Consider the following 22,397-nt stretch of genomic DNA (forward strand, 5'->3'; position numbering starts at 1 on the left):
CCTAGGCCTCCTTTAAACCCTGTGAGTCTGGGTACTGCTGCACTACAGATACTCGATTATGCAACCTCGAAAGTGAATGATGTCATCGGACTCCACGTTCAAATACCTAATGGGATATAACCATCTTTCAGAGGGGCCAGTACCTGTGAGCCACCCTCCTCTGGTTTCAACCTGACGGCCAACGCGATACCCTCGCTCATCTCGCAAGATAAATTCGAAGGTATTCGGATCAGCATTTTCTCCTTCCAGCTCGATTTTCAAAAAATCCGTAACTCGGGCGACAGAATAAAATCCTAAATACCCATTACGGCTCACTCCTACCTTCGCGCCCGGCTTAAATTCCTCGGGCCCTGCGCTGACGATGTAGTACAGTCGACTCCCTATCTTGTCGATAAAGTCAAACCGAAAAACAGCACGACGCTCTTCACTCAGTTGGCCTTGCAACTCAACCAACCACCCCCCTCCGTCGAAAGAGTGATCCATCATATAGCCAATCGGGTACGTCCTGCTTTCACCGATACTTGAAAGCGACGCGAGAAAAGACCGCCCATTGATATCAGCCATCCCTGGCCTCCTGTCGTGACATGAACAGCGGGGCTACATCGAACCCCGCCCGATTATTTAGGATAATCACCCTCCACACTTAACAGGACCTACTAGAGGTAACGACGAATCCGCGCGGTGAAATGAACGATCTCACCCTCTTCGACGTTCAAAAAGCGAACCGGCTCAGTAGGTTCGGCCCAAGGCGCTAGCTGCTCCAGAACATTTTGGGTTGTTTGCTTCAAACAGCCTACGCGATAGCCTCGCGCATCGCGCAAAATAAAGTTGAAGGTGTGGGACTTCGTGTTTTCGCCTTCCACCTCAATTTTCCAAGGATCTTTAACACTCGCAAAGTGATAGAGCCCAAGGTATCCATTCACGCTAACGCCGAGTTTTGCACCCTCATCGAAGCCTCCATAGCTGGAGGGCGTCGCGATGATAGTGTAATAAATTCTGTTGCCTTCTTCCTTGATAAAGTCGAATTGAAACTCGGCGCTGACATGACTTCGATTGCTGTGTTCCTGCTGAATGATCCAGCCCGAACCTGTTTCCCGGTCAGGTTCCCTTAGCCAACCCACCGGGTATTCACCATCCCCGCAATTGCTGGTAAGGGAGGCGATAAAAGAACGTTTCAAATCAGCCATCCTGGGCGTCCTATTCTGATTATGAAAAAGGGACTATACGCTTGCTTCATTCAAAGCTGCCATAGCCGATGTTACTTAGAGCTTACGATCTACAATAGAATACTAGATTTAAATATCTCGCAGAATACGAGCCCTGAACTGAATGGCGTCATGCGACGTTACGCTTAAATACCTCATGTGCTCCAATACGTAACCCGCTCGACCTGGCTCGAGTAAACACCCAACACGACGGTTTTGGGCATCCCGCAGAACGAATTCGAAGGCTCCTGGATCTGCCCCACCTCCCTGCAACTCAATTATCCACGGGTCCTTAACATTAGTGGCAGGGTAGAAGCCCAAGTAGCCGTTTCGACTCAAACCAACTCTAAAACCAGGGTAAGTGCTTTCTGCACCCGCACTGATGTTGTAATAGAATCGATTGCCAAGTTCTCTCAGAAAGTTAAACTCAAAACTGGTTCTTAACTGTGTACCCGGCAAGCCAGCCTCTTGAACGAGCCAGCCATTGCCGGTTACAGCCCCGTCGTTCGTATAAGCAATGGGGTACACTTCATTGCCAGTCGTACCCTCAAGTGTTGCGATAAAAGATCGTCCATTGATAACGGCCATTTTTGCCTCCTGTCATGAGCTTAAGAGCAAGTGCGCTTAAGAGCGCTTTACTAACCTAAGCTACAAAACACATCTCGCGCACTTGGAAGTCTGCCCTCCGACTTACTGGAGGGGCCCGATTCGTCTCTTAGGCGCTTTACCGGGCGGTTTGCTACAGCGGTCAAAATCCTCCACCCATAATTGCAAGTCTGGTTCGACTACAAATAACGATGAATCTGCCCCTGAAAGGAGACTATGTCGCCGTTTTCTACATTCAGGTAATTGATCTTACGACCCCGGTCGGCCGGTTTAAGCCCTGTAAAGGCCCCGCCTGCGGCTTCTGTGACAGCGCCCACTCGGTAGCCACGATGATCACGCAGTAGGAAGTTGAAGGTATTAGGGTCAGAATTTTCGCCGCATAGCTCGATCTTCCAAGGATCGGTCACCGCTGACTTCCAATAAAACCCGAGATAACCGTTGCGGCTGACGCCTACCTTGGCGCCTTCATAGAACGTATCTTTAGCTGCGGTCAGGGTATAGAGCAGACGCGTTCCTTGCTCTTCGATAAAGTCAAAACGAAGGACGGCGTGGGTGTGAAGATGTTCTGCCTGAATCAACCAGCCATCGTCACCTGGAAGGCCGTCCTGCTGATAGCCAATTGGCCAAGCAACCCCATGGGTGCGTCCAGTCAGTGTCGCGATAAAGGATTGTCCGTTGATGTCGGCCATGTGAGCTCCAAGCAAGGCTTATGTTCGGCAAGCGCCATGACAGCGCTCACCGAACCTAAGCTTCCCTGCGAGTGGCCGGCAGTCGGAACCGCCTCCTCATCTGGCCTTTTCATTGTGAGATGGCCAGAGGTAGCCCTCAGGCCAGTTGGTGTGACACTGCTGGGCTCAAGGCCAGGTCCGCAAGTTCGCGGTTGGCCACGGCATACATGGCGTAGTCATTTCCACTGGCGGCCCGCAGGTCGTCCAGCATTGCGCGCCACCGCTCTACACCTACCCGGTGCTGCTCCAGCCACAACGCCACCTGGGCGTCCATGTCTTCGGGGCCCTCCTCCATCTGCAAAACCGAGATGGTGATAGCACGCTGCTGCAAGTCCAGATCGTCCCGGAACGCCTCACGTGCCAGGGCCTGCCAATTGCTGCCTACCGGCAGGCTGCTGATCTGCTGAAGGTACCAGTTAAGGTCCAGCGCGCTGCCACTGGCGAAGAACGCCTTGGCGACCTGCGCCGGGGTCTGCCCGGTGAGGTCAGAGGCTTCGATGATCGGCAGCAGGTTGTAGAGGTAGGTCGTGCCCGCCACCATTCGCGCCAACAGCTCAGGTACGCCAGCTTCCACATAGGCTTGGTAACGGCTTTCCCAGGCACGTTGGGTCGGCCCTTGCAGCAACTCGTTGAGTTTGAGCCCCAGCGCTGCGATGTGCGGCCCAAAATGGGCCACGTCACGCCCTGCATCCAGATCATTGCGACGATTGCGCAAGAACCAGCGCGTGGCGCGGCGGCCCAGGCGCATTAGCTCCTCCATCAGCCTCAACTGGATATCGGCGGGCACTTGATAATCCAGGGCTTCAATCTGCCGGAACCAATGTGGCAGGTGGAAGATGTCCCGCACTACCACGTAGGCGCCAGTAACGTCCGCCGCGCTCATGCCAGTGGACTCTTTCAACCGCTGCACAAAGGTGATGCCCATGTGGTTGACCAGGTCGTTGGCGATCTGGGTACTCACAATCTCGCGTTTGAGGCGGTGCCGACGCATAGCCTGACCATACTTGGCCACCAGGCTGGGCGGGAAAGCGGTTTCCATGTCGCGGGTAAGATAGTCGTCATCCGGCACTTTGGATTTGAGCAGCGTTTCCTTGAGGTCGATCTTGCTGTAGGAAATCAACACGCACAGCTCGGCACGGGTCAAACCGTGCCCTGCGGCAGCACGTTCGCTGAGCTGCTCCTCGGAAGGCAGAAACTCGATGGCCCGGTCCAGCTTGCCACGGCTTTCGAGTTCTGCGATCAACCGGCGGTACTCGGCCAGCCGGTCGTTGGCGCGCCGTGCCGCGATGGACAGCGCCTGAGTTTGCTTGTAGTTGTTGCCCAACACCAGGTGGGCCACTTCATCGGTCATGCTACCGAGCAACTCGTTGCGCTGCTTCTCGGTAAGGTCCCCAGCAGCCACCGCTTCGTTGATGAGGATCTTGATGTTCACTTCGTGGTCGGAGCAGTCCACGCCACCGGCGTTGTCGATGAAGTCAGTGTTGGTGGCGCCGCCATTGAGGCCAAACTCCACGCGCCCCAACTGGGTCATGCCCAGGTTGCCGCCTTCGCCTACCACCTTGCAGCGCAGCTCGTCACCGTTTACGCGCAGGGCATCGTTGGCCTTGTCACCTACATCGGCATGGCTTTCTTCGCTGGATTTGACGTAGGTGCCGATCCCGCCATTCCACAGCAGGTCCACCGGCGCCTTGAGCAGAGCATGCAGCAACTCGGTGGGCGTGAGCCGGTCAGCCTGAATGTCGAAGCGGGCCTTCATTTGCGGGCTGATGGCGATGCTCTTGGCGCTGCGCTGGAAAATACCCCCGCCTTCGGAAATCAGCGCGGCGTTATAGTCGCTCCACGACGAACGCGGGAGGTTGAACAGCCGCTGGCGCTCGACGAAGCTGCTGGCAGCCTCCGGGTTAGGGTCGATGAAAATGTGCAGGTGGTTGAAGGCGGCCACCAGTTGCAAGGTGTCGGACATCAACATGCCGTTGCCAAACACGTCACCGGCCATGTCACCCACGCCGATTACGGTGACGTTGTCCTTCTGAACATCGATGCCATGCTCACGGAAGTGGCGCTGCACGCCCACCCAGGCGCCGCGGGCGGTAATGCCCATGCCCTTGTGGTCGTAACCTGCCGAGCCGCCGGAGGCAAAGGCATCACCCAGCCAGAAGCCGTAGCTGAGCGCGATGCCGTTGGCGATGTCAGAGAAGGTAGCCGTGCCTTTGTCGGCGGCCACCACCAGGTAAGGGTCGTCCTGATCGTGACGCACTACGTTGGCTGGCGGTACCACTTCACCGTCCTTGAGGTTGTCGGTGACATCCAGCAAGCCGGAAATGAAGATGCGGTAGCAGGCGATGGCTTCGTTCTGCACGTCGTCGCGGCTGCCGCCGGTTGGCAGCCTGCGGGGGATGAAACCGCCCTTGGCGCCCAGGGGCACGATGACGGAATTTTTCACCTGCTGCGCCTTTACCAGGCCCAGTACTTCGGTGCGGTAGTCTTCTTCACGGTCTGACCAGCGCAAGCCACCACGTGCCACATTGCCAAAGCGCAAATGCACGCCTTCAACGCGAGGCGAGTACACGAACATCTCGAACTTGGGCACCGGCCTTGGCAGCTCGGGAATCAGCGCCGGGTTGAACTTGAAGCTGAAGTACGACTTGGGCTGACCGTTGGCGTCAGGCTGGTAGAAGTTGGTGCGCTGGGTGGCTTTGATGAGGTCTAGGTAGCGCCGCAGGATGCGGTCCTCGTTGAGCACCTGAACGTCGTCCAGGGCCGTAAGGATGGCCTGCTCCAGACGCTGCTGCTTGTCATCCAGGTCTTCGCCACTGAGCTTGCGCGCCAGGTAGAACCGGGTTTTGAACAGGCGTGTCAACTCGCGGGCAATGTCGGTGTGGTTGTTCAGGGCCGCCGCGATGTAGCCCAGGTCGAAGCCCAGGCGGATCTGCTTGAGGTAGCGGGCGTAGGCACGCAGCAGCGCCACGTCACGCCAGGGCAGCCCGGCCGTGAGCACCAGGCGGTTGAACCCATCGTTTTCGGCCTCACCCTTGACGATATGGACGAAGGCGTCTTGCAGCGTGTCATTGAGCTGTTGCAGGTCCAGGTTTACGCCTTCTGCATAGGTGAAAGCGAAATCATGAATCCAGAATTCGCGACCGTTACGGTTGCGCAGGCGGTACGGGAACTCACCCAGCACGCGTAGGCCCAGGTTTTCCAGGATGGGCAGCACGTCCGACAGTGCCAGTGGCACATCGGCGTGATACAGCTTGCAGTGCAGTTGGCGTTCACCGCCCTGCGCCAATGGCTGGTAGAAGCTCATGACCAGCGGGCACGCTTCGGTCAGCGCCTGCAAGTGCTGCATGTCTACCACGGCGGAGTGCGCGGCAAAGCGCTCGCGATACCCTGCGGGGAAGCCTTTGGGGAATTCGGCCAGCAGGTTGGTCCCCTGGGCCTCGCCAAAGCTTTCGATGGTCATTGCCTGGTAGTCGTCCTGCCATGAGCGGCAGGCCTGAACCACTTCGTTTTCCAATTGATGCGGATCGATGCTCAGGCGGTTCTTTGGGTCTACCCGCAAGATCAACTGCACACGGGCCAGCACAGACTCGGAGAAGAACGTCCAGAATTCGCAGTCGCTGGCCTTGAGCCGGTCCATCAAGACCTGCTGGATCTTTTGCCGTACTTCGGTGGAATACACATCGCGCGGCACATAGGCGAGGCAGTAGCAGAAGCGGCCGTAGGGGTCTTTGCGCAGGAATACGCGCACCTTGGCCCGCTCCTGAATCTGCACGATGGACATTACCGTGTTGAACAGCTCATCCACCGGGGTCTGGAACAGGTCGTCGCGCGGCAGTACCTCAATCACCTGCGCCAACTCCTTACCCAAGTGCGCGCGCATGTCGAAGCCAGAGCGGCGCTCGACCTCGGCCACCTTGCTGCGCACATAGGGGATTTGCTGCACGCTGGTGCCATACACCGCCGAGGTGTAGAGGCCCATGAAGCGGTATTCCTTGACCACACGGCCCTCGGCGTCGATTTGCCGAATGGACACGTAGTCGGGGTACGCAGGGCGGTGAACCCGGCTCGGCTGAGCGGCCTTGGCAAATGACAGCAACACCGGCTCGCGCAGGTAGTTGACCGCGAAATCTTCGATGCGCAGGTCTTCTGCACTCAGCCCGGAACGCAGCAGGCGCGGCAAGCCAAGGAACGACTGTTCGTCGTACACCATGTGGCCGCCCTGAGGGTCCTCGCCCACTTGGAATTCTTCGTAGCCCAGGAAGGTAAAATGGTTGTCCACCAGCCATTCGAGGAAGATTTTCACCTCGGCCTTTTCGGCACCATCGGCAGGCCAGGGGCTGGCGTCCACCAACGCCTGCATTTCGCGAACCTTGGCCTTCATAGGCTCGAAGTCCGCCACTGCGGTGCGCACCTCGCCCAGCACTTCCTGCAGGCCGGTGGCGATGCTCGCCAGACCGGCAACCGTGGCACACCGGTCGATTTCCAGGTACATCAGGGATTCTTGGCCTACACCCTCGCCCTGGCTGTTTTTAGGCAGCACGTCGAGCAGCTCGCCCGCAGTGCCTCTGCGTACGCTCAGTACGGCGGTTTGCAGGGTATGGATGCTGTAGCCACGGCGGTTCAGCTCGGTGCGTACCGAGTCCACCAAAAAAGGCAGGTCGTGGTGCAAAACCTCTACCACGGTGTGGGTAGATTGCCAGCCATGACGCTCGTAATCAGGGTTGTATACCCTGACCTGGGCCTTGGCAGGCTCGAACCGCTGCAACAGCCGCCAGGCACACAACGTACAGCCGGCGAGGTCGGATAACCGACGCTGGGTGAGTTCATCCAGAGAAATGATGCCGAAGAACTGCTCGGCGAACAGGGCTACGTGTGGCAGGGCATGTTCGTCAACGTGTTGGGCCAGGACTGCCTGCAGTTGGTGCTGGAAGTCGGCTTTGCTGGCCGCGGTGAAAAACGCCATCTGTGGTACTCCGCTCGGGCTTTGTATTTGGGGAAGCGTAGCGTGTATCCCCCGCATGACACGTCAGGGTGTAAATAACCTGTCGCCCCTGCAAGGGGTGATAAAGCTGTTGGGTCCATGCGAAGGCGGTTGGGTTCCCATCGGGTTCCCATCGGGTTCCGTTGGGTTCCGATCGGACTCAGCCGCAGCGTTTTATCATGGACAATTCAGCTTAGCGACACCGGGGGTGTGACTTCTTGTCACAGGGCGACATATTGAGTCAGCCCTCGGTTGCACTTGGCGCAACCACCTGCCCGCGTGCCACACTACCGCTCTTTACAGGAGCAAAAGACCATGCAGATGAACGCTGCCTTGCTGATAGGCAACCCGTGCGACGAAGAAGAAGACAATCTGGCGCTGGTGTGCTGTCAGGGGGTCGGCGGGGAACTGATGCTCCTCTCGCGAGCGCCGGGTGAAGCCGACATCGAAGTAGTGTGGGGAGACGACACCACGCTGGTGCGAGACATCAAGGTTACCTTGAGTGACGAGCAGCTCACGGTGGCGCTGCCGGCGGAGGCGGAAGGCGTATTTTCAGCCGCACTGCTGAGTGCGAACCTCACCGGCGCGTTGGTCGACCTTGACGTGGTCAAGGAGGCGTTGCGTGTGATACTGGACGGCACTGGTACCTTGATTCTGGAGTAACCCATGCTGTTCGACGCCCACTGCCACATCATCGACCCGCGCTTTCCGTTGATCGCCAACCAGGGCTACCTGCCACCGGCGTTCGACGTTGCAGCCTACCGCCATGAGGCAATCCCACTGGACATCCAGGGCGGCGCGGTAGTGTCCGGCTCGTTCCAGGGCTTCGACCAAACCTATCTGCTGGATGCGTTGCAACGGCTGGGGGATGGGTTCGTGGGGGTGACGCAATTACCCGCTGAAACCTCCAATGAAACTCTGCGCGAGCTAGACAGCCAAGGGGTGCGTGCCCTGCGGTTCAACCTCAAGCGCGGAGGGTCGGCGCCTCTGGAAGAGCTAGAGGCGATGGCCCAGCGGGTGCATAGCCTGCTGAGTTGGCACGTGGAGCTGTACGTGGACAGCCGAGACCTTGCGGCGCTCACCCCGCTGCTACTGCGCCTGCCTGCGGTGAGTATCGACCACCTGGGGCTTAGCGCTGAAGGCCTGCCAGTGCTCACCCGCCTGGCTGAAGCCGGCGTGCGGATTAAAGCGTGTGGTTTCGGCCGCGTGGACTTCCCGGTAGGCCCCGCGTTGGTTCAGCTGCACGCCGCCAACCCTCACGCTTTGATGTTCGGAACAGACCTGCCCTCCACCCGAGCGCCCCGGCCATTCGAACCGGCGGACATCGGCGTAATTCAGCAGGCCCTGGGGCGAGAAGGCGCTCGAGCGGTATTGTGGGACAACGCCCGGCGGTTCTACCGGCTGAGCGCCTAGGCCCCCGCCTGTGTTAGCCGAAGAACTGTACCCACAGCGAAAAAACGCCCATCACCACCCAGAAGCCGGTGAAAATCCAGGGCGTGCGCACTGAAAACAACAGAGATTGGCGGTAGCCTTTTTGCTGGGTCTCGTGCTTGCTCAATAGCGGTGAATCGTCATAGGCCACGCCCATGGCAGGCTCGGCGCGTAATAGCTGAAATTGCTTGAAGTGCCAGTGGTCGATAATGTCGTATGACGCGCGTATGCCGGGCCACGCGTGCAGAGAACTGACAATCCCCAGCAGGGCCAACATGACCGGTACAAACAAGGTAAACACTTTGCCCCAGTCGGGATTCAGGTTAGCCATGGATGACGCATGGGCAATGACAAGAAAGGACTGCGCGGACAAATAGGCGTTGGTACGGTTGGACAGTAAGGTGGTTTCGTACTGAATTTCCTGACGGTAAAACTGCAAACGCGCCTTGGGCGTACCAAAAATGGCGCCATCGCTGGTCTCGCTTGCATCGCTAGGTGGGTGGGGTAACTCGGTGATTATTCTGCTCATGGATATCCGGTAAGTTACAAACAGGTAACGGTAACGCGTAACCGCCTGCCTGGGGTCAGGCCTTCATGTTGAGTTTCTTGCGCATAGCGGCTGTAAGGGTTTGGCGTACCTTTGAGTAGCCTTCCCACGGGTCGTTGCCTTCAATTTCACCCAAGCGCTCATGTACGTTGTGAATGGTCCACTGATTTGCCCCTTTGAGTTCGGCCACCTCCTCACGAAACACCGGTACGGAAACTGGCATCCCTTCTCGGGTGCGCGCACTGTAAGCACAGATGGTGGTAGCACCCTGGCCGTTGCGCAGGTAATCCACAAAGATTTTCCCCACGCGGTTTTTAGGGCCTGCCACGGCCGAGAAGCGGTCTGGCAGCAACTTCGCCAAGTGGCTGACAATCGCATGAGAAAAGTCCTTTACCGCGTCCCAGTCATCCTTTGGCTTGAGCGGCACCACCACATGAATGCCTTTGCCCCCGCTGGTTTTAAGGAAGCTTTTAAGGCCCAGCTCATCCAGCACCGTAAGTGTCAACTGGGTGGCTTCTACCATGGCTTTCCACGGCAGCGCCGGGTCAGGGTCCAGGTCCAGCACGAACCGGTCAGGGAGCCGGCCATTCTTGCCAGTGGCGTTCCAGGTATGAAACTCCACAGTGTTCATCTGCACGGCGCCAATGAGCGCCTGCGGGGTGTCCACCACCATGACCGGCTGGCCGGGAAAGGCTGCGTCCAAGTTGGACAGGCCGGGGATATTGAGGTGTTCGGCATGCTTCTGGAAGAACAGCTCGCCGGTAATGCCTTCCGGCGCCCGTACCAGTGCCACCGGGCGCTGCTCCAGGTGCGGGAGTAACCACGGGGCAACCTGGGCATAGTACTGGGCCAGTTCCAGCTTGGTGGTGCCGCTGGCAGCGTCGATGATGCGGTCGGGGTGGGTGATGCGCACTTCAGCGGCGCTCGCTTCGCGCTTCGTAGCCTTGCCCCGCGTCGGCGCAGGCTTTTTCTCAGGCGTTGCAGGCGCCTGCTCAAGGGCTTTATCGGCTTTCAGCTCGCGGGCATCTACAGGGGTTTCTTCAGTGATCCCGGTGGCCGGTTTATCCTGCCGCAGCCCCTGGAACACGGCATGGCGCACGCTGCCCTCTCGGGTCATTTCGGCGTAGGCCACTTCAGCCAGCAACGTTGGCTGTAGCCAATGCACGCCACGTGCCTCGGCGCCTTTGGGGGCATTGAGCATGATCGGCTTCTTTGCCGCGAGCGGCTTCAATTGAGCCAGCAGGCTGCGCAAGGTCTGCTCGTTAAACCCAGTGCCCACCTTGCCGGCGTAGCGCAGCTTGCCGCTGTCAGCGTCGTGCAGCCCCAAAAGCAGCGCGCCAAAACCACTACGGGCGCCCTTAGGGTCGGTATAGCCCACAACGATGAATTCTTGCCGATGCTTGCACTTGAGCTTGATCCAGTCGTTGCTGCGCCTACTCACATAAGGGCTACCGAGCCGCTTGCCGATCAGCCCCTCCATGTTCATTTGACAGGCCGTGTCGAGTAGCGCGGTGGCAGACTCATCGAAGGTTGCGGAAAAACACAGCGTGGCGTCATCGGTACGCGCCAGCACCGTTTCCAGCGCCGCGCGGCGCTGCTCTAACGGCACGCCGGTGAAGTCCATGCCATTGAGGTGCATCACATCGAACAGGTAATAGAGAATGCTCGCGCTGCGCTCGGCCTCGAAGGCATTCTGCAACGCCTGGAAATCCGGCACGCCCGCATCGTTGGTGACGATCACTTCCCCATCCAGCCAGGCCGACTCCAGACCAAGCGCCTCCAGTGCCTTCGCCTGCGTGGCAAGCTTTGCCGTCCAGTCATGGCCACTGCGGGTAAACAACCGCGCCTTGCCCTGCTCGATGCGGGCAAGGATCCGATAGCCGTCGAACTTGATCTCGTAGCTCCACTCGCCACCCGGCGTGCTGTCGACCAGTGTTGCCAGTTGAGGCTGCATGTGCTCAGGCAACGACGCGGGTAAGGCGCCCTCCAGGGCCGTGGTGCTGGCCTTTTTACGCGAGGGTGCCGCCTTGGCCGGGGCTTTGACCGCAGCGCCCTTCTGCCTGCTTGGGGCTTTTGCTTTAGCCGCTTTACCCCGGGCCTTGGGCACCAGGGTGCGGTCGCTGATCACGCTGTCGGGCGCTGCCTCCAGCACGTTGTATTCATCACGGTCCCGGACCGCCTCATCATGGGACTTGATCAAAAACCACTGCTGCTTGCTGCCGTTCATACGTGTACGCACCAGGTTCCATAGGCCGCTGAGCTTTTCACCCTGCAGGCGGAATTTCAGCCGGCCCTTCTCGAAGGCCTGGTGAGGGTCCCCTTCGGGCTCCCACACGCCCCGATCCCAGACGATCACGTCCCCGGCACCGTAGTGCCCTTCGGGGATATGCCCTTCAAAGCTGGCGTAATCGATGGGGTGGTCTTCTACTTCAATCGCCAGGCGCCGATCGCGCGGGTCCAGCGACGGGCCCTTGGGCACGGCCCAACTCTTGAGCGTGCCATCGAGCTCAAGGCGAAAATCATAGTGGAGGTGGCTGGCGTCGTGCTTCTGAATGCAAAACTGCAACGCACGCTCGGCTCCCGTACGCTTGCTGCGCTTGGCCCCGCCCGAGGGCTCGGAGGTAGCGTCGAAATCACGTTTGCGGTTGTATTCCTGCAGGGCGTCACTCATCACTAGGCCTCCTTACGTACTTTGACGTGTGAAGCACACTAGCCCTCGGAGTTCCCGACTTTGGCCGAGCGGCCATACGACGAACGGGCTTGATTCGTTGAACCCAGGCGCTCCCCATGTGGACCAATATTTACTAAGCAGCCAGCGCCCGCAGAGGCGCGTTTCTCGCCTGAACTGCCCTGATGGAGATCCGAACCATGTCAAAAAAGCCTTTGCCCCCTCAGGGCAATGAGGGGCACCTGCCCTTGTCCCGCCGCCTGCTCTTGCAAGCCATGGGCGTGAGCAGCACGGCTGCTGCCCTGGGCAGCGGGTTAGCCGTAGCGGCCCAGGCCACTGCCACGCAAGGCACAACGCCTGCCGAACCTGGAGAACAACGCCTCACCCTCAAGGTAAACGGGGAACCCCACACCCTGCAGGTAGACCCTCGTACGAGCCTGCTCGACGCATTGCGCGAGCGTTTGCACCTGACGGGTACTAAAAAAGGCTGCGACCATGGCCAGTGTGGCGCCTGCACCGTGCACGTGAACGGGCGCCGGGTAAATAGCTGCATGAGCTTGGCGCTGATGCACGAGGGTGACGACATCACTACCATCGAAGGCTTGGGTACACCTGAAAAGCTTCACCCCATGCAGGTGGCCTTCGTCGAGCATGATGCCTACCAGTGCGGCTACTGCACCAGCGGCCAAATCATGTCCGCCGTGGCCTTGGCCAAGGAGCCCTATGGTGGCTCGTCTGCGGAAATCAAAGAGGCCATGAGCGGGAACATCTGCCGCTGCGGGGCCTACTCACACATTCTTGCGGCCATCGAAGATACCCGCAAAGCCTGAGGTGGCAACCATGCAAAACTTTACCTTCGTTCGGGCCAGCAGCCCGGAGCAGGCCGTGCACCTGGGCGCCAGCGCCCAGACCGCGCAGCAAGGCGCACAGGTCCGCTTTATCGCAGGCGGCACCACCCTCACCGACTTGATGAAACTGGGCGTAGAGCATCCTTCACAGGTGATCGACATTAACCGGTTGCCCTTGGGCCAGGTGACAGACAGCCCTGACGGCGGGCTGCGCATCGGCGCTCTGGTGCGTAACAGCGACCTGGCGTGGCATCCACGGGTGAAGAATGACTACCCCGTGCTGAGCCAGGCCTTGCTCTCGGGGGCCTCGGCGCAACTGCGCAACATGGCAACCACCGGCGGCAACTTGTTGCAACGCACCCGCTGCATGTACTTCCGTGACAACCTGAGTGCCTGCAACAAGCGTGAGCCAGGCAGTGGCTGCGCCGCCATCGGTGGGGCCAATCGCAACCTGGCGGTGTTCGGTACCAGTGAACACTGCATTGCCAGTAACCCGTCAGACATGAACGTGGCGCTTACCACCCTTCAAGCCACCGTACATATCCAAGGCAATAGCGGTGAGCGTGCGGTGCCCATCAGCGAGTTCTTTTTGCTGCCTGGCAACACGCCACACCTGGAGACCGTACTTCAGCCGGGTGACTTGATCACTGCGGTAAGCCTGCCTGCTCCGGTCAAAGGCGCTCAATCGGCGTACCTCAAGCTGCGCGACCGCGCCTCTTACGAGTTCGCCTTGGCGTCTGCAGCGGTATGGATGCGCCTGGAAGCCGGCCGTGTAGCAGAAGCCCGGATCAGCCTGGGCGGCGTAGGCACTAAACCCTGGCGCGTGCCAGAAGCGGAACAGGCCCTGATTGGCCGGCCCGCCAGTGACGCGACCTGGCAAATGGCAGCGGAAGTAGCGGTGCGTAACGCACAGCCTCAGAGTGAGAACGGTTTCAAGGTGGAGCTGGCCAAGCGCTGCGTCGCCCACTGTCTGGCCTCCGTGGCCTTGAACGCGCACACCGCCTAAGCGAGGGCATACCCCATGGCATCTACTTCAGAGCGTTTCATAGGTCAGCCGCTGCCGCGCATCGATGGCCCGAAAAAAGTCAGCGGTGTGGCTTTGTACACGTCGGACCACCACTTCCCCGGCCTGCTCTATGCGGTTCCGGTCACTGCCAGCATCGCCAAGGGCCGCCTGGTGAGCCTCAATACGCAGGCTGCCGAAGCCGCGCCTGGCGTGGTGAAGGTATTTCATCAAGGCAACCTGGGCGGCAAGCTGTACCGCCGTCAGCCTAATAAAGGCAAGAACGACGAGGCCCGCCCGCCGCTGTCTGACGACAAGATCACTTACTACGGCCAGTACGTGGCCCTGGTAGTCGCGCGCACCTATGAGCAGGCAGTGGCCGGCGCAGCTGCGGTAAAAGCAACTTATGCCGAAGAGCAACCAGACGTCAGCGTGCGCCTGAGCCCGGAAGCACCGGAAAAAATAGACACTGAGCGGGGTGACGTCGAAGCGGCCTTTGCCACGGCAGCCGTGAAGGTCGACCAGACGTACACCACCCCGCCACAGACCCACAACCCTATCGAGCTGCACGCCAGCGTGGCGTTGTGGGATGGCCAGAACTTCACCTTGTATGAAACCTCTCAGGCGATCATGAACCACCAGTTGGTGATGGCGCAGATGTTGGGCGTAGGCACCCAGCAGGTACGCGTCATTACCGAGTACCTGGGTTCAGGTTTTGGCGGCAAACTGTGGCCCTGGACGCACTCGTTGCTGGCCGCCGCTGCCGCGCGTGAGCTGGGCAAACCGATCAAGCTGGTGGTAGACCGGCGCATGATGTTCCAGACCGTGGGCCACCGTGCCAACACTCAGCAGCGCTTGCGCCTGGGTGCCAGCCAAGACGGCAAACTCAATTGCCTGCGCCACGATTATCTGTTCCACAACGCTCGGCTGGACACCTACAAAGAGAACTGCGGCGAAGCCACCGGCTTCCTCTACAGCACGCCCAACCTCAAGGCGGCCTGGTCCGTCGCGCGCCGTGACGTGGCGCCGCCTACGTCTATGCGCGGGCCGGGTGCGGTACCTGGGTTGTATGCCGTAGAGTCCGCCATGAACGAGCTGGCCGTAGCCGTGAACATGGACCCGTTGCAGCTCCGCCTGGCGAACCAACCGGAGATAGACGAAAGCACCGGGCAGCCCTTCTCCTCCCGTCACTTGGTGGAATGCCTGCAAACCGGCGCCGAGCGTTTTGGCTGGAAAGCCCGTGACCCTCGCCCCGGCAGCATGCGCAACGGCGGCGGCGAAATCGTAGGCTGGGGCATGGCCGCCTGCTCCTGGATGGCCAAGGCGCTACCGGCCAAAGCCACGGTTCAGTTGGGGTCGGACGGCCGCGCCCGGGTCTTGTGTGGCACGCAAGATATCGGCACCGGCACCTACACGGTGATCGCGCAGATGGTGTCCGAGCTCACCGGCCTGCCACTTGAGCGCGTGGACGTGATGATTGGCGACACCCGCCTGCCGCCAGGGCCGATGTCGGGCGGCTCCATGGCCACCGGCTCCTTGGTGCCGGCCATTCAGCAAGCCACGCGTGAGGCCATGGACGAAGCCGTCGATGCGGCTTTGCGTAGCCATGCCAGCTTCCAGGGCAAGCGCAAGGAAGACCTGATGTTCGCCGACATGGCCATTAGCGTGAAGGGCAGCACGGGGGGGGCGGTTCCTGTGCATGAAGTGCTGAGGGCCGCAGGCATGGGCCAGGTGAGCGGGGACGGGGAAGGCAAAGGCAGCGAGGAAGCCGCCAAGAAGGTGTCCCTTCACTCCTATGGCGCCCACTTCGTAGAGGTGACCTGGCAGCCGGAAATCGCCCGGCTCAAGGTGAACCGTATCGTGACGGTGATCGATGCTGGCACCATCCTCAATACCCGCACAGGTCGCAACCAGATCGAAGGCGCGTTGATGATGGGCGTAGGCATGGCGCTGTTCGAGGCCACCGAGTACGACCACCGTACAGGTGCCCCGGTCAATGCCAACCTGGCTGATTACATCGTCACCACTCACGCGGATGCGCCCGAGGTAGACATCACCTTCCTCGACTACCCCGACTACGCCCTCAACCCGCTGGGGGCCAGGGGCATCGGTGAGATTGGGTTGGCGGGCGTAGCGGCGGCCATCACGGACGCGGTGTTCCACGCGACCGGTGTGCGGGTGCGTGACCTGCCTGTGAAGATCGAAAACCTGCTAGGCACGCCGCAGGTCAGGGCGTGACCTGAACAGCCAGCGGCCAGGCAAGCACCTGGCCGCTGGCCTGTATCAGGCAAAGGTTAGCGCTACCCCTAAATCACGCAGCGTGTCCCAGTAGTTGGGGTACGTCTTGGCCACGCAAGCCGGGTCCTGGATACGGATACCGCTGACCTTCAGCCCCGCCAGGGCAAAGCACATGGCCATGCGGTGATCAGCGTGGGTGTCGATCAGTGCGTTGGTAGCAGTGCCTGCCAAGGCTGCATCTGCCCTCACCAGCAAGTCATCCCCTTCCACTGTGGCAAGCCCTGGGCGGATGGCATTGAGGCCGTCATGCAGGGCCTGAACGCGGTCACATTCCTTCACGCGCAAGTTCGCCAGATGGGTGAACCGCACCGGCGTGCGGTTGAACGCCGCTAACACCGCCAGCGTTGGGATCGCGTCCTGCATCTGCGACCCGTCGATCACCGCCGTCATGTCCGGGAAGCGGGCAATGTGGGCTTGCGCCTTGGCATCGGGTTGGGTAAAGGCATCGTTGGCAACACCCAGGTCGATACGGCCCGCCGTCAGCACCTCGGCTGCCCATAAGTAGGTGGCCGCCGAGGCGTCAGGCTCGATGTGATAATCCATGGCGTGATAGCCCGTGGCTTGTACCCGCCACGTACTGTCATTTATGGCCTCGACCTTGGCACCGAAGGCGCTCATGCACGCCAGGGTAAGGTCTACATAGCCACGAGCCCCGATGTCCTTGCCCGTGAGGGCGACCTCGACCGGCGCTTGCCCCAACGCGGCCAGCATCAACAGTGCGGACACGTACTGGCTCGACAGCCCCCCATCGATTTCAAGCCGCGGCAGCCGCAGGCCGCCGCTGCCGCGTACGGTCACCGGCGGGCAGCCGGTAGGGCTGCTGGCCTGTATACCCGCCGCCTGCAAGGCCTCAAGCAGAGGCCCAATGGGGCGCTTGCGCATATACGCATCGCCATCGAGTACCACCTCGCCCGCTACCGTTGCGACGGCGGCCGTAAGGAACCGCACTGCGGTGCCCGCATTACCGAGAAACAACGGCGCCACAGGGGCGCGCAGGTGGCCATGGCCGGTGACCACGAAGGTGGTGCTGTCAGGTTCGTCGATGCCCACGCCCATCTGCCGGAGCGCCTCGCACATGTACCGGGTGTCATCGCTTTTGAGCGCGCCGGTCAGGCGGCTGGTGCCGTGGGCCAGACCCGCCAGCAGCAAGGCCCGGTTGGTGATGGACTTGGACCCCGGCGGCGTCACCCGCCCCTGCAAGGGTGTGCCAGGCGGTACAACGGTGACGGTAGGCAAGCTCATGCGCATCTCCAGGGCGTAAGGTCAAAGGCGCCGATAATGCCACAAACCCGCCGGGCCGCCGAGCCTGCGCCGCAGCTAGCGTGGCAGGCCGTCAGGGGCAGCCGCCGGCCGGCGCATCGCCGCCAGCTTGGGCCCAAACACATTGATCAGCAGCCCGACCATCACCAGCCCCCCGCCTACCCACTGTAACGCCCCCAGGCGCTCACCCAGCAGCAGGGCCGACGAGCTTAGGCCGATTACCGGCACCAGCAGCGAAAACGGCGCGACCTTCCCGGCGGGGTAGCGGGAAAGCAAGGTGCTCCAGAGCCCGTACCCCAGCATGGTGGCAACGAACGCCAGGTAGGCCAGGCTCAGGATCGAACTCAGGTGAATGTTGAGCAGCGAATCCACGATCCGCGCCTGACCTTCGAGCATCCACGACAAGCCCAGGAACGGCAGCGGCGGCACGAGTGCGCCCCACACCACCAACGCCACAAGGTCTACGTTACCGAAGCGCCGGGTGATGATATTGCCCATGGCCCACATGGACGCCGCGCACAGGGTGAGCAGCACCGCCAGCAGCGGCGTGGCGTGATCGCCTTCCAGGCCGATCATGGCCAACCCGCCGGCCGCGACCAACAGCCCTATCACACTGGCCGGCCCCAGCCGCTCTTTGAGAAACAGCGCCGCGAAAAATAACGTGAAGAATGCCTGGCTTTGTAACACCAGGGACGCCAGGCCTGGCGGCATGCCGGTGGCCATGGCTTGGAACAGGAAGGCGAACTGGCCCAGCGAGATGGTCGCACCATAGGCCAGCAGCCACCGCCAGGGCAGCTTGGGGCGCTTGATGAACAAGGCCGCTGGGAACGCCACCAAGGCAAAGCGCAACGCACCCAGCAGCATGGGCGGCAGCTCATCCAGGCCCACCTTGATCACAACGAAGTTAAGGCCCCACGCGATGATCACGACCAACGCGAGCAATAGATCTCTGGGTGACATAGTGATTCCTTGGCAAAAGCGTGAGGCGCTGGTCGGCTTGAAGAAACCTTCAAGCCCTCAACACGTCGATACTACACGCGTGGCAGCTCTCTGGAGCCGGTGCGGCACGATCTTACGTGCTGATCCGCCCTGCCGCCAATCATGCCTGGCTTTAGTTTTGGGAGCGCTCCAATGACCTCAACCGCCACCCCGGTGGGTTCCCCACCCGACCCTGCACAGGGTTCTGCTACAGGGGTCAACGTCGTAACGATCGTACATGGCCGCCCTGCTCACCTGGCCAACCTGATCAGCGGCATGGAGCGCTCTACCGTTGCCCCACAAGGGCTGTGGGTCATTCACATGAATGAACCGGCTGCCGGCCTATGCAGCGAGCGCTTTCCAATCCAAGAGATCACGCTGGAGGGTCAGAACGGCCTGCCGTTGGCCAGGGCGCGCAATGCCATGATCGGTTTAAAGGCCCAAGGGCCATGGGTCTTTCTGGACGTAGACTGCATCCCGGCCGAGCAGATGCTGGAGCATTACTGCTCTGCCCTGGCGGCCTACCCTCACGACCTTCACCTGGGGGCCGTGCGCTATTTGCCTGAAGGGGCCAACGCACCGGGGTGGGACCATGCCAGCCTGCGCGCCACGAGCGTTGCCCACCCGCTCAGCGTATACCGGGGCGACCCAGGGGATGAAATGGACCATGCGCTGTTCTGGTCGCTGAACTTCGCCTGCACCCGCGAGGTGTTCGAGCGCATTGGGGGCTTTGACGAGGGCTACACCGGGTATGGCGCCGAAGACACCGACTTTGCGTTCCGCGCCCAAGACCGCAAAGTGCCATTGCGGGTCGCCGAGGCATTGGCCTTCCATCAGTATCACCCTACCTACAGCCCTCCCCTTAACCACTTTCAAGACATCATCAAAAATGCTGAACGCTTCCATCAGCGATGGAAGGTGTGGCCAATGGAAGGTTGGCTGCGCAGCTTCAGCGAGCGCGGCCTGATTCACTGGGCAGGCGACACGTTAAGGGTGTTGCGTACGCCGGAACAGACAGAGGTAGAAGCGTGCTTCAATCTGGCTCGCCAGGGTTTTTGAAGGCCGCGCGGGCATTTTCTTGAATAATGGCCGCGGCGCGTGCCGTGGCAGCGATGTCGGCCCAATGTTGCCAACGGCTGCCCTCTAAGCTCGCCGCACGTTGCAGCACGCTGAGCCATTGCGCAGGGGCAGGCCAGGCGTCCAGCCCCAGGGCCACGCCTAGCGCCTGAAGCCGCCTGGCCTGATGCAGTTGCTCATCGAACGGGCGGGCTTCGGCCACTGCAACAAAGCGGCACCCTAGCGAGGCCGCTTCGCCCACTAAACTGTCACTCGCACTCCCCATCACCACCCACGCCTTTTGCAGCTCTTCCAACGGGCTTGCCAAGTGCCCGAGCGCTACTAGATTCGCGGGGCCATCGGCCAGGCAGTGAGCGTGAAGGCCGGCTACGCGCAATTGCCACTGCGGGCAGGCCCTGGCAGCCGCCTGCAATAGCTCGGGGGTTAAACCGCTACCGCCTCTGCCACAGATCACCAGTGCCCGGCCAGGCTCGGGCGCAGCGCAGGGTTGCTCAGCGAAACGCGACAGCCACCCAGCGTAATGAGTCTTGGCACGCCAGACGGGCGCCAGGTGTGGGTCCTCCATTGCCTCGGGATATGGCGCAAGCAAGGCGGTTGCGCATTCGTACGCCAATTGGTGGGCAGGGTCGTCCCGCTGGCCATGCTGACGCACATACACCACGGGCACGGAACACAGCCGCGCTAGGAGTGCGACTTCCACGGACACGTCCACCACCAGCAGGCATGGCCAATGCGCCACACACCACTGGGCAATCAGCGCCATACGTTCACTCAAGCCCTTCACCCCCAGTGGGGCGTAGTGCAAGGTCGAAAGCGGCGACGCCTCTACCCCTTCGGCGGTATCGAGGGGGAGCACCAACCGCGACACATGGGATGGCAATGGCCCCTCTGGCAAATGACTGCCCATCAAGGTCACCGGCAGGCCGCACTGTGCTGCGACCGTGGCCGCACGTACGCCATGGCCGGCCCCGTGGTGATGAACGTAATAGCCGATGTGCACCTCACGCATGGGCGTGGGCCACCTCTTGCAGGAGGTTCTCGTAGCGACCCAGCATCAGGCCAAAACTCCAGGAACGCTCCGCCAGGGCTCGGCACGCCTGCCTGGATTTGCCCGCAGCTTCAAGCATCCCGGCAGCCAGGGCGTTGACGTCATTGGCGGGCACTACCACGCCGGTTTCCGGGGTGATCAGGTCAGGGATGGCCCCTCGGTCAAACCCGGCCACTGGCGTGCCGCAGGCCATGGCTTCAGCTACCACCAGCCCGAACGGCTCATCCCAACAGGGCGTAACCAGTGCCACTTTAGCCCTGGACACCGCCAGCGGCAGCTTATCGCGGCTCATATGCCCCAAGTGGTGTACGCGAGGGCCTAACAAGGGTTCGATATGGGTTCGGAAGTAGTTGTCATCAGACATGGTGCCGGCCAAGTGAATTTCCATGTTGGCCAAGCGCGCGGCCTGAATGGCGAGGTGGGCGCCCTTTTCGGGCACCAGGCGGCCGAACCAGAACGCATGGTCGCCAGGGGGCCGCGGGCCGGGTGCCCATGTGTCGAGGTCAATACCGTTGGGGATCACCCGGCACTCGGGAATCAGGTGCTGCCAGCTCCGGGCGTTGGCGGCAGACACGGTACAAAAATGCCCGGCCACACGGCCATGCCGGTAGGCATTGATCAGCTCGAAAAACGGTGGTGTATGCAGCACCGTGAGCATTGGCGTGCGGATCATGCCGGCCATAGTGGCGGGCACGTAGTGCAAGGCGTTATTGAAGATCACATCCAGGCCAAGGCTGTCGATCCGCTGCATCAGCCCCAAGTAGGCGTGATGTTCGGCCATGTAGCCATCGCTGGTGGTAATAGGGTGGCACTGGTGCTCAAGGATAGGCACCGCTTTGAGCACTTCCGCGCTGGCGTCACGGGCGAACAGGGTTACCTCGTGGCCACGCTGGCGAAGGCCTAGCACGATGTCATGGGTAAAGGCTTCGAGGCCACCGGCAAAGGGCTCTCGAATAGGGTATTGAATATGCGCAATTACCCCGATACGCAGTGGGCGCGTACGCTGGCCTGGCACCTGGGGAGCGGTAATGTCGGAGTAAGAGAGCATGCTTGCATCCTAGGGTGGGCCTTGCCCCGGCGAGGGCATGAAGGTGTGTATTCATGCCCTCGGCTGACCAGGTGCGTGGCCCCAGTCACGTGTCAGGCAGCGGTTTTGGCCTTGGCCGTCAGCTCTTTTTTCAGGGACGTGCGACGGGTTTCCATTTCTGCTCCCAGCGCGTCCAACTGGTCGCCCAGCAACGCCTCGGCCTTAGGGAACATTTCCTCTTCCTCTTCCTCGATGTGGTGCTCAAGCATTTCTTTGCACACTTTCAAACGGCCTGAAAACTCCAAGGTGCCGGGGTCAGTGGCTTTGAGGTCTGGCACTACCAACGAGTCCACGGCACGGTGCTCTTCCTTGGCCTCGTGGTACATCTCTTCTTCGTCCTTGCCACCGGCCTTCTTGAATGCCGGATAGAGGATTTCCTCCTCGATGTGGGTATGAAGCGTCAGTTCCATCTCGATTTTGTCGAGCAACTCGCCACGCTTCTTCACGGCACGCACGGTGGTATTGCTCAGTTCTTCGAGCAAACCCTTGATGCGTACATGGTCTTCTTTGAGCAATTCGACGGCGTTCATGGGTCAGGTCCTCAGGCTAAGGGTGGCGGTTCGTTATAAGCACTGGAAGCTCCAGCGCCACCACGCCGCCTATCGTGGTAGGGCACGCCGCGTAATGAGTGT

18 protein-coding genes are annotated in these 22,397 nt (G+C 60.7%); 6 read left to right on the plus strand and 12 right to left on the minus strand.

The annotated features are described in order from the left end of the window. Positions 1–42 precede the first annotated feature (42 nt). The 5 genes from AC4LE2_RS12720 to AC4LE2_RS12740 all read right to left on the minus strand — a co-directional run bounded on the left by AC4LE2_RS12720 (position 43) and on the right by AC4LE2_RS12740 (position 7,502). Positions 43–564, minus strand: coding sequence for a hypothetical protein (locus AC4LE2_RS12720; protein WP_491826106.1), 522 nt, complete (start codon positions 562–564; stop codon positions 43–45). A 92-nt stretch (positions 565–656) separates the two neighbouring features. Next, entirely contained in the window at positions 657–1,187 is a 531-nt protein-coding gene (locus AC4LE2_RS12725) for a hypothetical protein (protein ID WP_491826107.1), read from the minus strand. Positions 1,188–1,295: 108 nt separating this feature from the next. After that, on the minus strand, positions 1,296–1,793 hold the full coding sequence (locus AC4LE2_RS12730; RefSeq protein WP_491826108.1) for a hypothetical protein: 498 nt from the start codon (positions 1,791–1,793) through the stop codon (positions 1,296–1,298). A gap of 197 nt (positions 1,794–1,990) precedes the next feature. Further along, complete coding sequence (locus AC4LE2_RS12735) at positions 1,991–2,500, minus strand: hypothetical protein (RefSeq protein WP_491826109.1); 510 nt, start codon at positions 2,498–2,500, stop codon at positions 1,991–1,993. 136 nt (positions 2,501–2,636) lie between these two features. Continuing rightward, positions 2,637–7,502: an NAD-glutamate dehydrogenase gene (locus tag AC4LE2_RS12740; protein WP_491826110.1), complete on the minus strand. Its 4,866-nt coding sequence runs from the start codon at positions 7,500–7,502 to the stop codon at positions 2,637–2,639. A 333-nt stretch (positions 7,503–7,835) separates the two neighbouring features. On the opposite strand from AC4LE2_RS12740, the gene AC4LE2_RS12745 reads away from it, so the two are divergent. Both AC4LE2_RS12745 and AC4LE2_RS12750 read left to right on the plus strand, forming a co-directional pair. Further along, positions 7,836–8,183 carry a hypothetical protein gene (locus AC4LE2_RS12745; RefSeq protein WP_491826111.1) on the plus strand — a complete coding sequence of 116 codons (348 nt, stop codon included), beginning with the start codon at positions 7,836–7,838 and terminating at the stop codon, positions 8,181–8,183. A gap of 3 nt (positions 8,184–8,186) precedes the next feature. Continuing rightward, the gene (locus tag AC4LE2_RS12750; protein ID WP_491826112.1) at positions 8,187–8,933 is read left to right on the plus strand and encodes an amidohydrolase family protein; all 747 of its coding nucleotides are present in this window, start codon (positions 8,187–8,189) and stop codon (positions 8,931–8,933) included. Between the two features lie 13 nt (positions 8,934–8,946). On the opposite strand, the gene AC4LE2_RS12755 is transcribed toward AC4LE2_RS12750, so the two are convergent. Both AC4LE2_RS12755 and ligD read right to left on the minus strand, forming a co-directional pair. Continuing rightward, a complete protein-coding gene (locus AC4LE2_RS12755; RefSeq protein ID WP_491826113.1) occupies positions 8,947–9,480 on the minus strand; it encodes a hypothetical protein in 534 nt (177 codons plus the stop codon). 55 nt (positions 9,481–9,535) lie between these two features. After that, positions 9,536–12,169, minus strand: a complete 2,634-nt coding sequence (ligD, locus tag AC4LE2_RS12760) for a DNA ligase D (RefSeq protein WP_491826114.1) — start codon at positions 12,167–12,169, stop codon at positions 9,536–9,538. A gap of 197 nt (positions 12,170–12,366) precedes the next feature. Here ligD and AC4LE2_RS12765 point away from each other — a divergent pair, with 197 nt between their 5' ends. From AC4LE2_RS12765 to AC4LE2_RS12775, 3 genes are read left to right on the plus strand one after another with little or no spacing between them, the layout of a single operon-like run. Further along, positions 12,367–12,996 carry a (2Fe-2S)-binding protein gene (locus AC4LE2_RS12765; RefSeq protein ID WP_491826115.1) on the plus strand — a complete coding sequence of 210 codons (630 nt, stop codon included), beginning with the start codon at positions 12,367–12,369 and terminating at the stop codon, positions 12,994–12,996. Between the two features lie 10 nt (positions 12,997–13,006). Beyond that, positions 13,007–14,020, plus strand: coding sequence for an FAD binding domain-containing protein (locus AC4LE2_RS12770; protein WP_491826116.1), 1,014 nt, complete (start codon positions 13,007–13,009; stop codon positions 14,018–14,020). A gap of 15 nt (positions 14,021–14,035) precedes the next feature. Then, positions 14,036–16,255, plus strand: coding sequence for a xanthine dehydrogenase family protein molybdopterin-binding subunit (locus AC4LE2_RS12775; RefSeq protein ID WP_491826117.1), 2,220 nt, complete (start codon positions 14,036–14,038; stop codon positions 16,253–16,255). Positions 16,256–16,300: 45 nt separating this feature from the next. Here AC4LE2_RS12775 and aroA read toward each other — a convergent pair whose 3' ends face one another. Both aroA and AC4LE2_RS12785 read right to left on the minus strand, forming a co-directional pair. Further along, positions 16,301–17,557, minus strand: coding sequence for a 3-phosphoshikimate 1-carboxyvinyltransferase (aroA, locus tag AC4LE2_RS12780; RefSeq protein ID WP_491826118.1), 1,257 nt, complete (start codon positions 17,555–17,557; stop codon positions 16,301–16,303). Positions 17,558–17,632: 75 nt separating this feature from the next. Next, entirely contained in the window at positions 17,633–18,535 is a 903-nt protein-coding gene (locus tag AC4LE2_RS12785; RefSeq protein WP_491826119.1) for an EamA family transporter, read from the minus strand. A gap of 171 nt (positions 18,536–18,706) precedes the next feature. Between AC4LE2_RS12785 and AC4LE2_RS12790 the strand changes: the two genes are divergently transcribed. Then, a complete protein-coding gene (locus tag AC4LE2_RS12790) occupies positions 18,707–19,612 on the plus strand; it encodes a glycosyltransferase family 2 protein (protein WP_491826120.1) in 906 nt (301 codons plus the stop codon). Here the strand turns inward: AC4LE2_RS12790 and AC4LE2_RS12795 are convergent. The 3 genes from AC4LE2_RS12795 to AC4LE2_RS12805 all read right to left on the minus strand — a co-directional run bounded on the left by AC4LE2_RS12795 (position 19,587) and on the right by AC4LE2_RS12805 (position 22,295). Beyond that, positions 19,587–20,639, minus strand: a complete 1,053-nt coding sequence (locus AC4LE2_RS12795; RefSeq protein ID WP_491826121.1) for a hypothetical protein — start codon at positions 20,637–20,639, stop codon at positions 19,587–19,589. The genes AC4LE2_RS12790 and AC4LE2_RS12795 overlap by 26 nt on opposite strands. Beyond that, positions 20,632–21,726 carry a glycosyltransferase gene (locus tag AC4LE2_RS12800; protein ID WP_491826122.1) on the minus strand — a complete coding sequence of 365 codons (1,095 nt, stop codon included), beginning with the start codon at positions 21,724–21,726 and terminating at the stop codon, positions 20,632–20,634. The genes AC4LE2_RS12795 and AC4LE2_RS12800 overlap by 8 nt, the downstream gene beginning before the upstream one ends. Positions 21,727–21,818: 92 nt before the next feature. Beyond that, the gene (locus AC4LE2_RS12805; protein ID WP_491826123.1) at positions 21,819–22,295 is read right to left on the minus strand and encodes a PA2171 family ribosome-binding persister protein; all 477 of its coding nucleotides are present in this window, start codon (positions 22,293–22,295) and stop codon (positions 21,819–21,821) included. Positions 22,296–22,397: the final 102 nt, after the last annotated feature.

The organism is Pseudomonas sp. 9.3L, assembly GCF_058536285.1.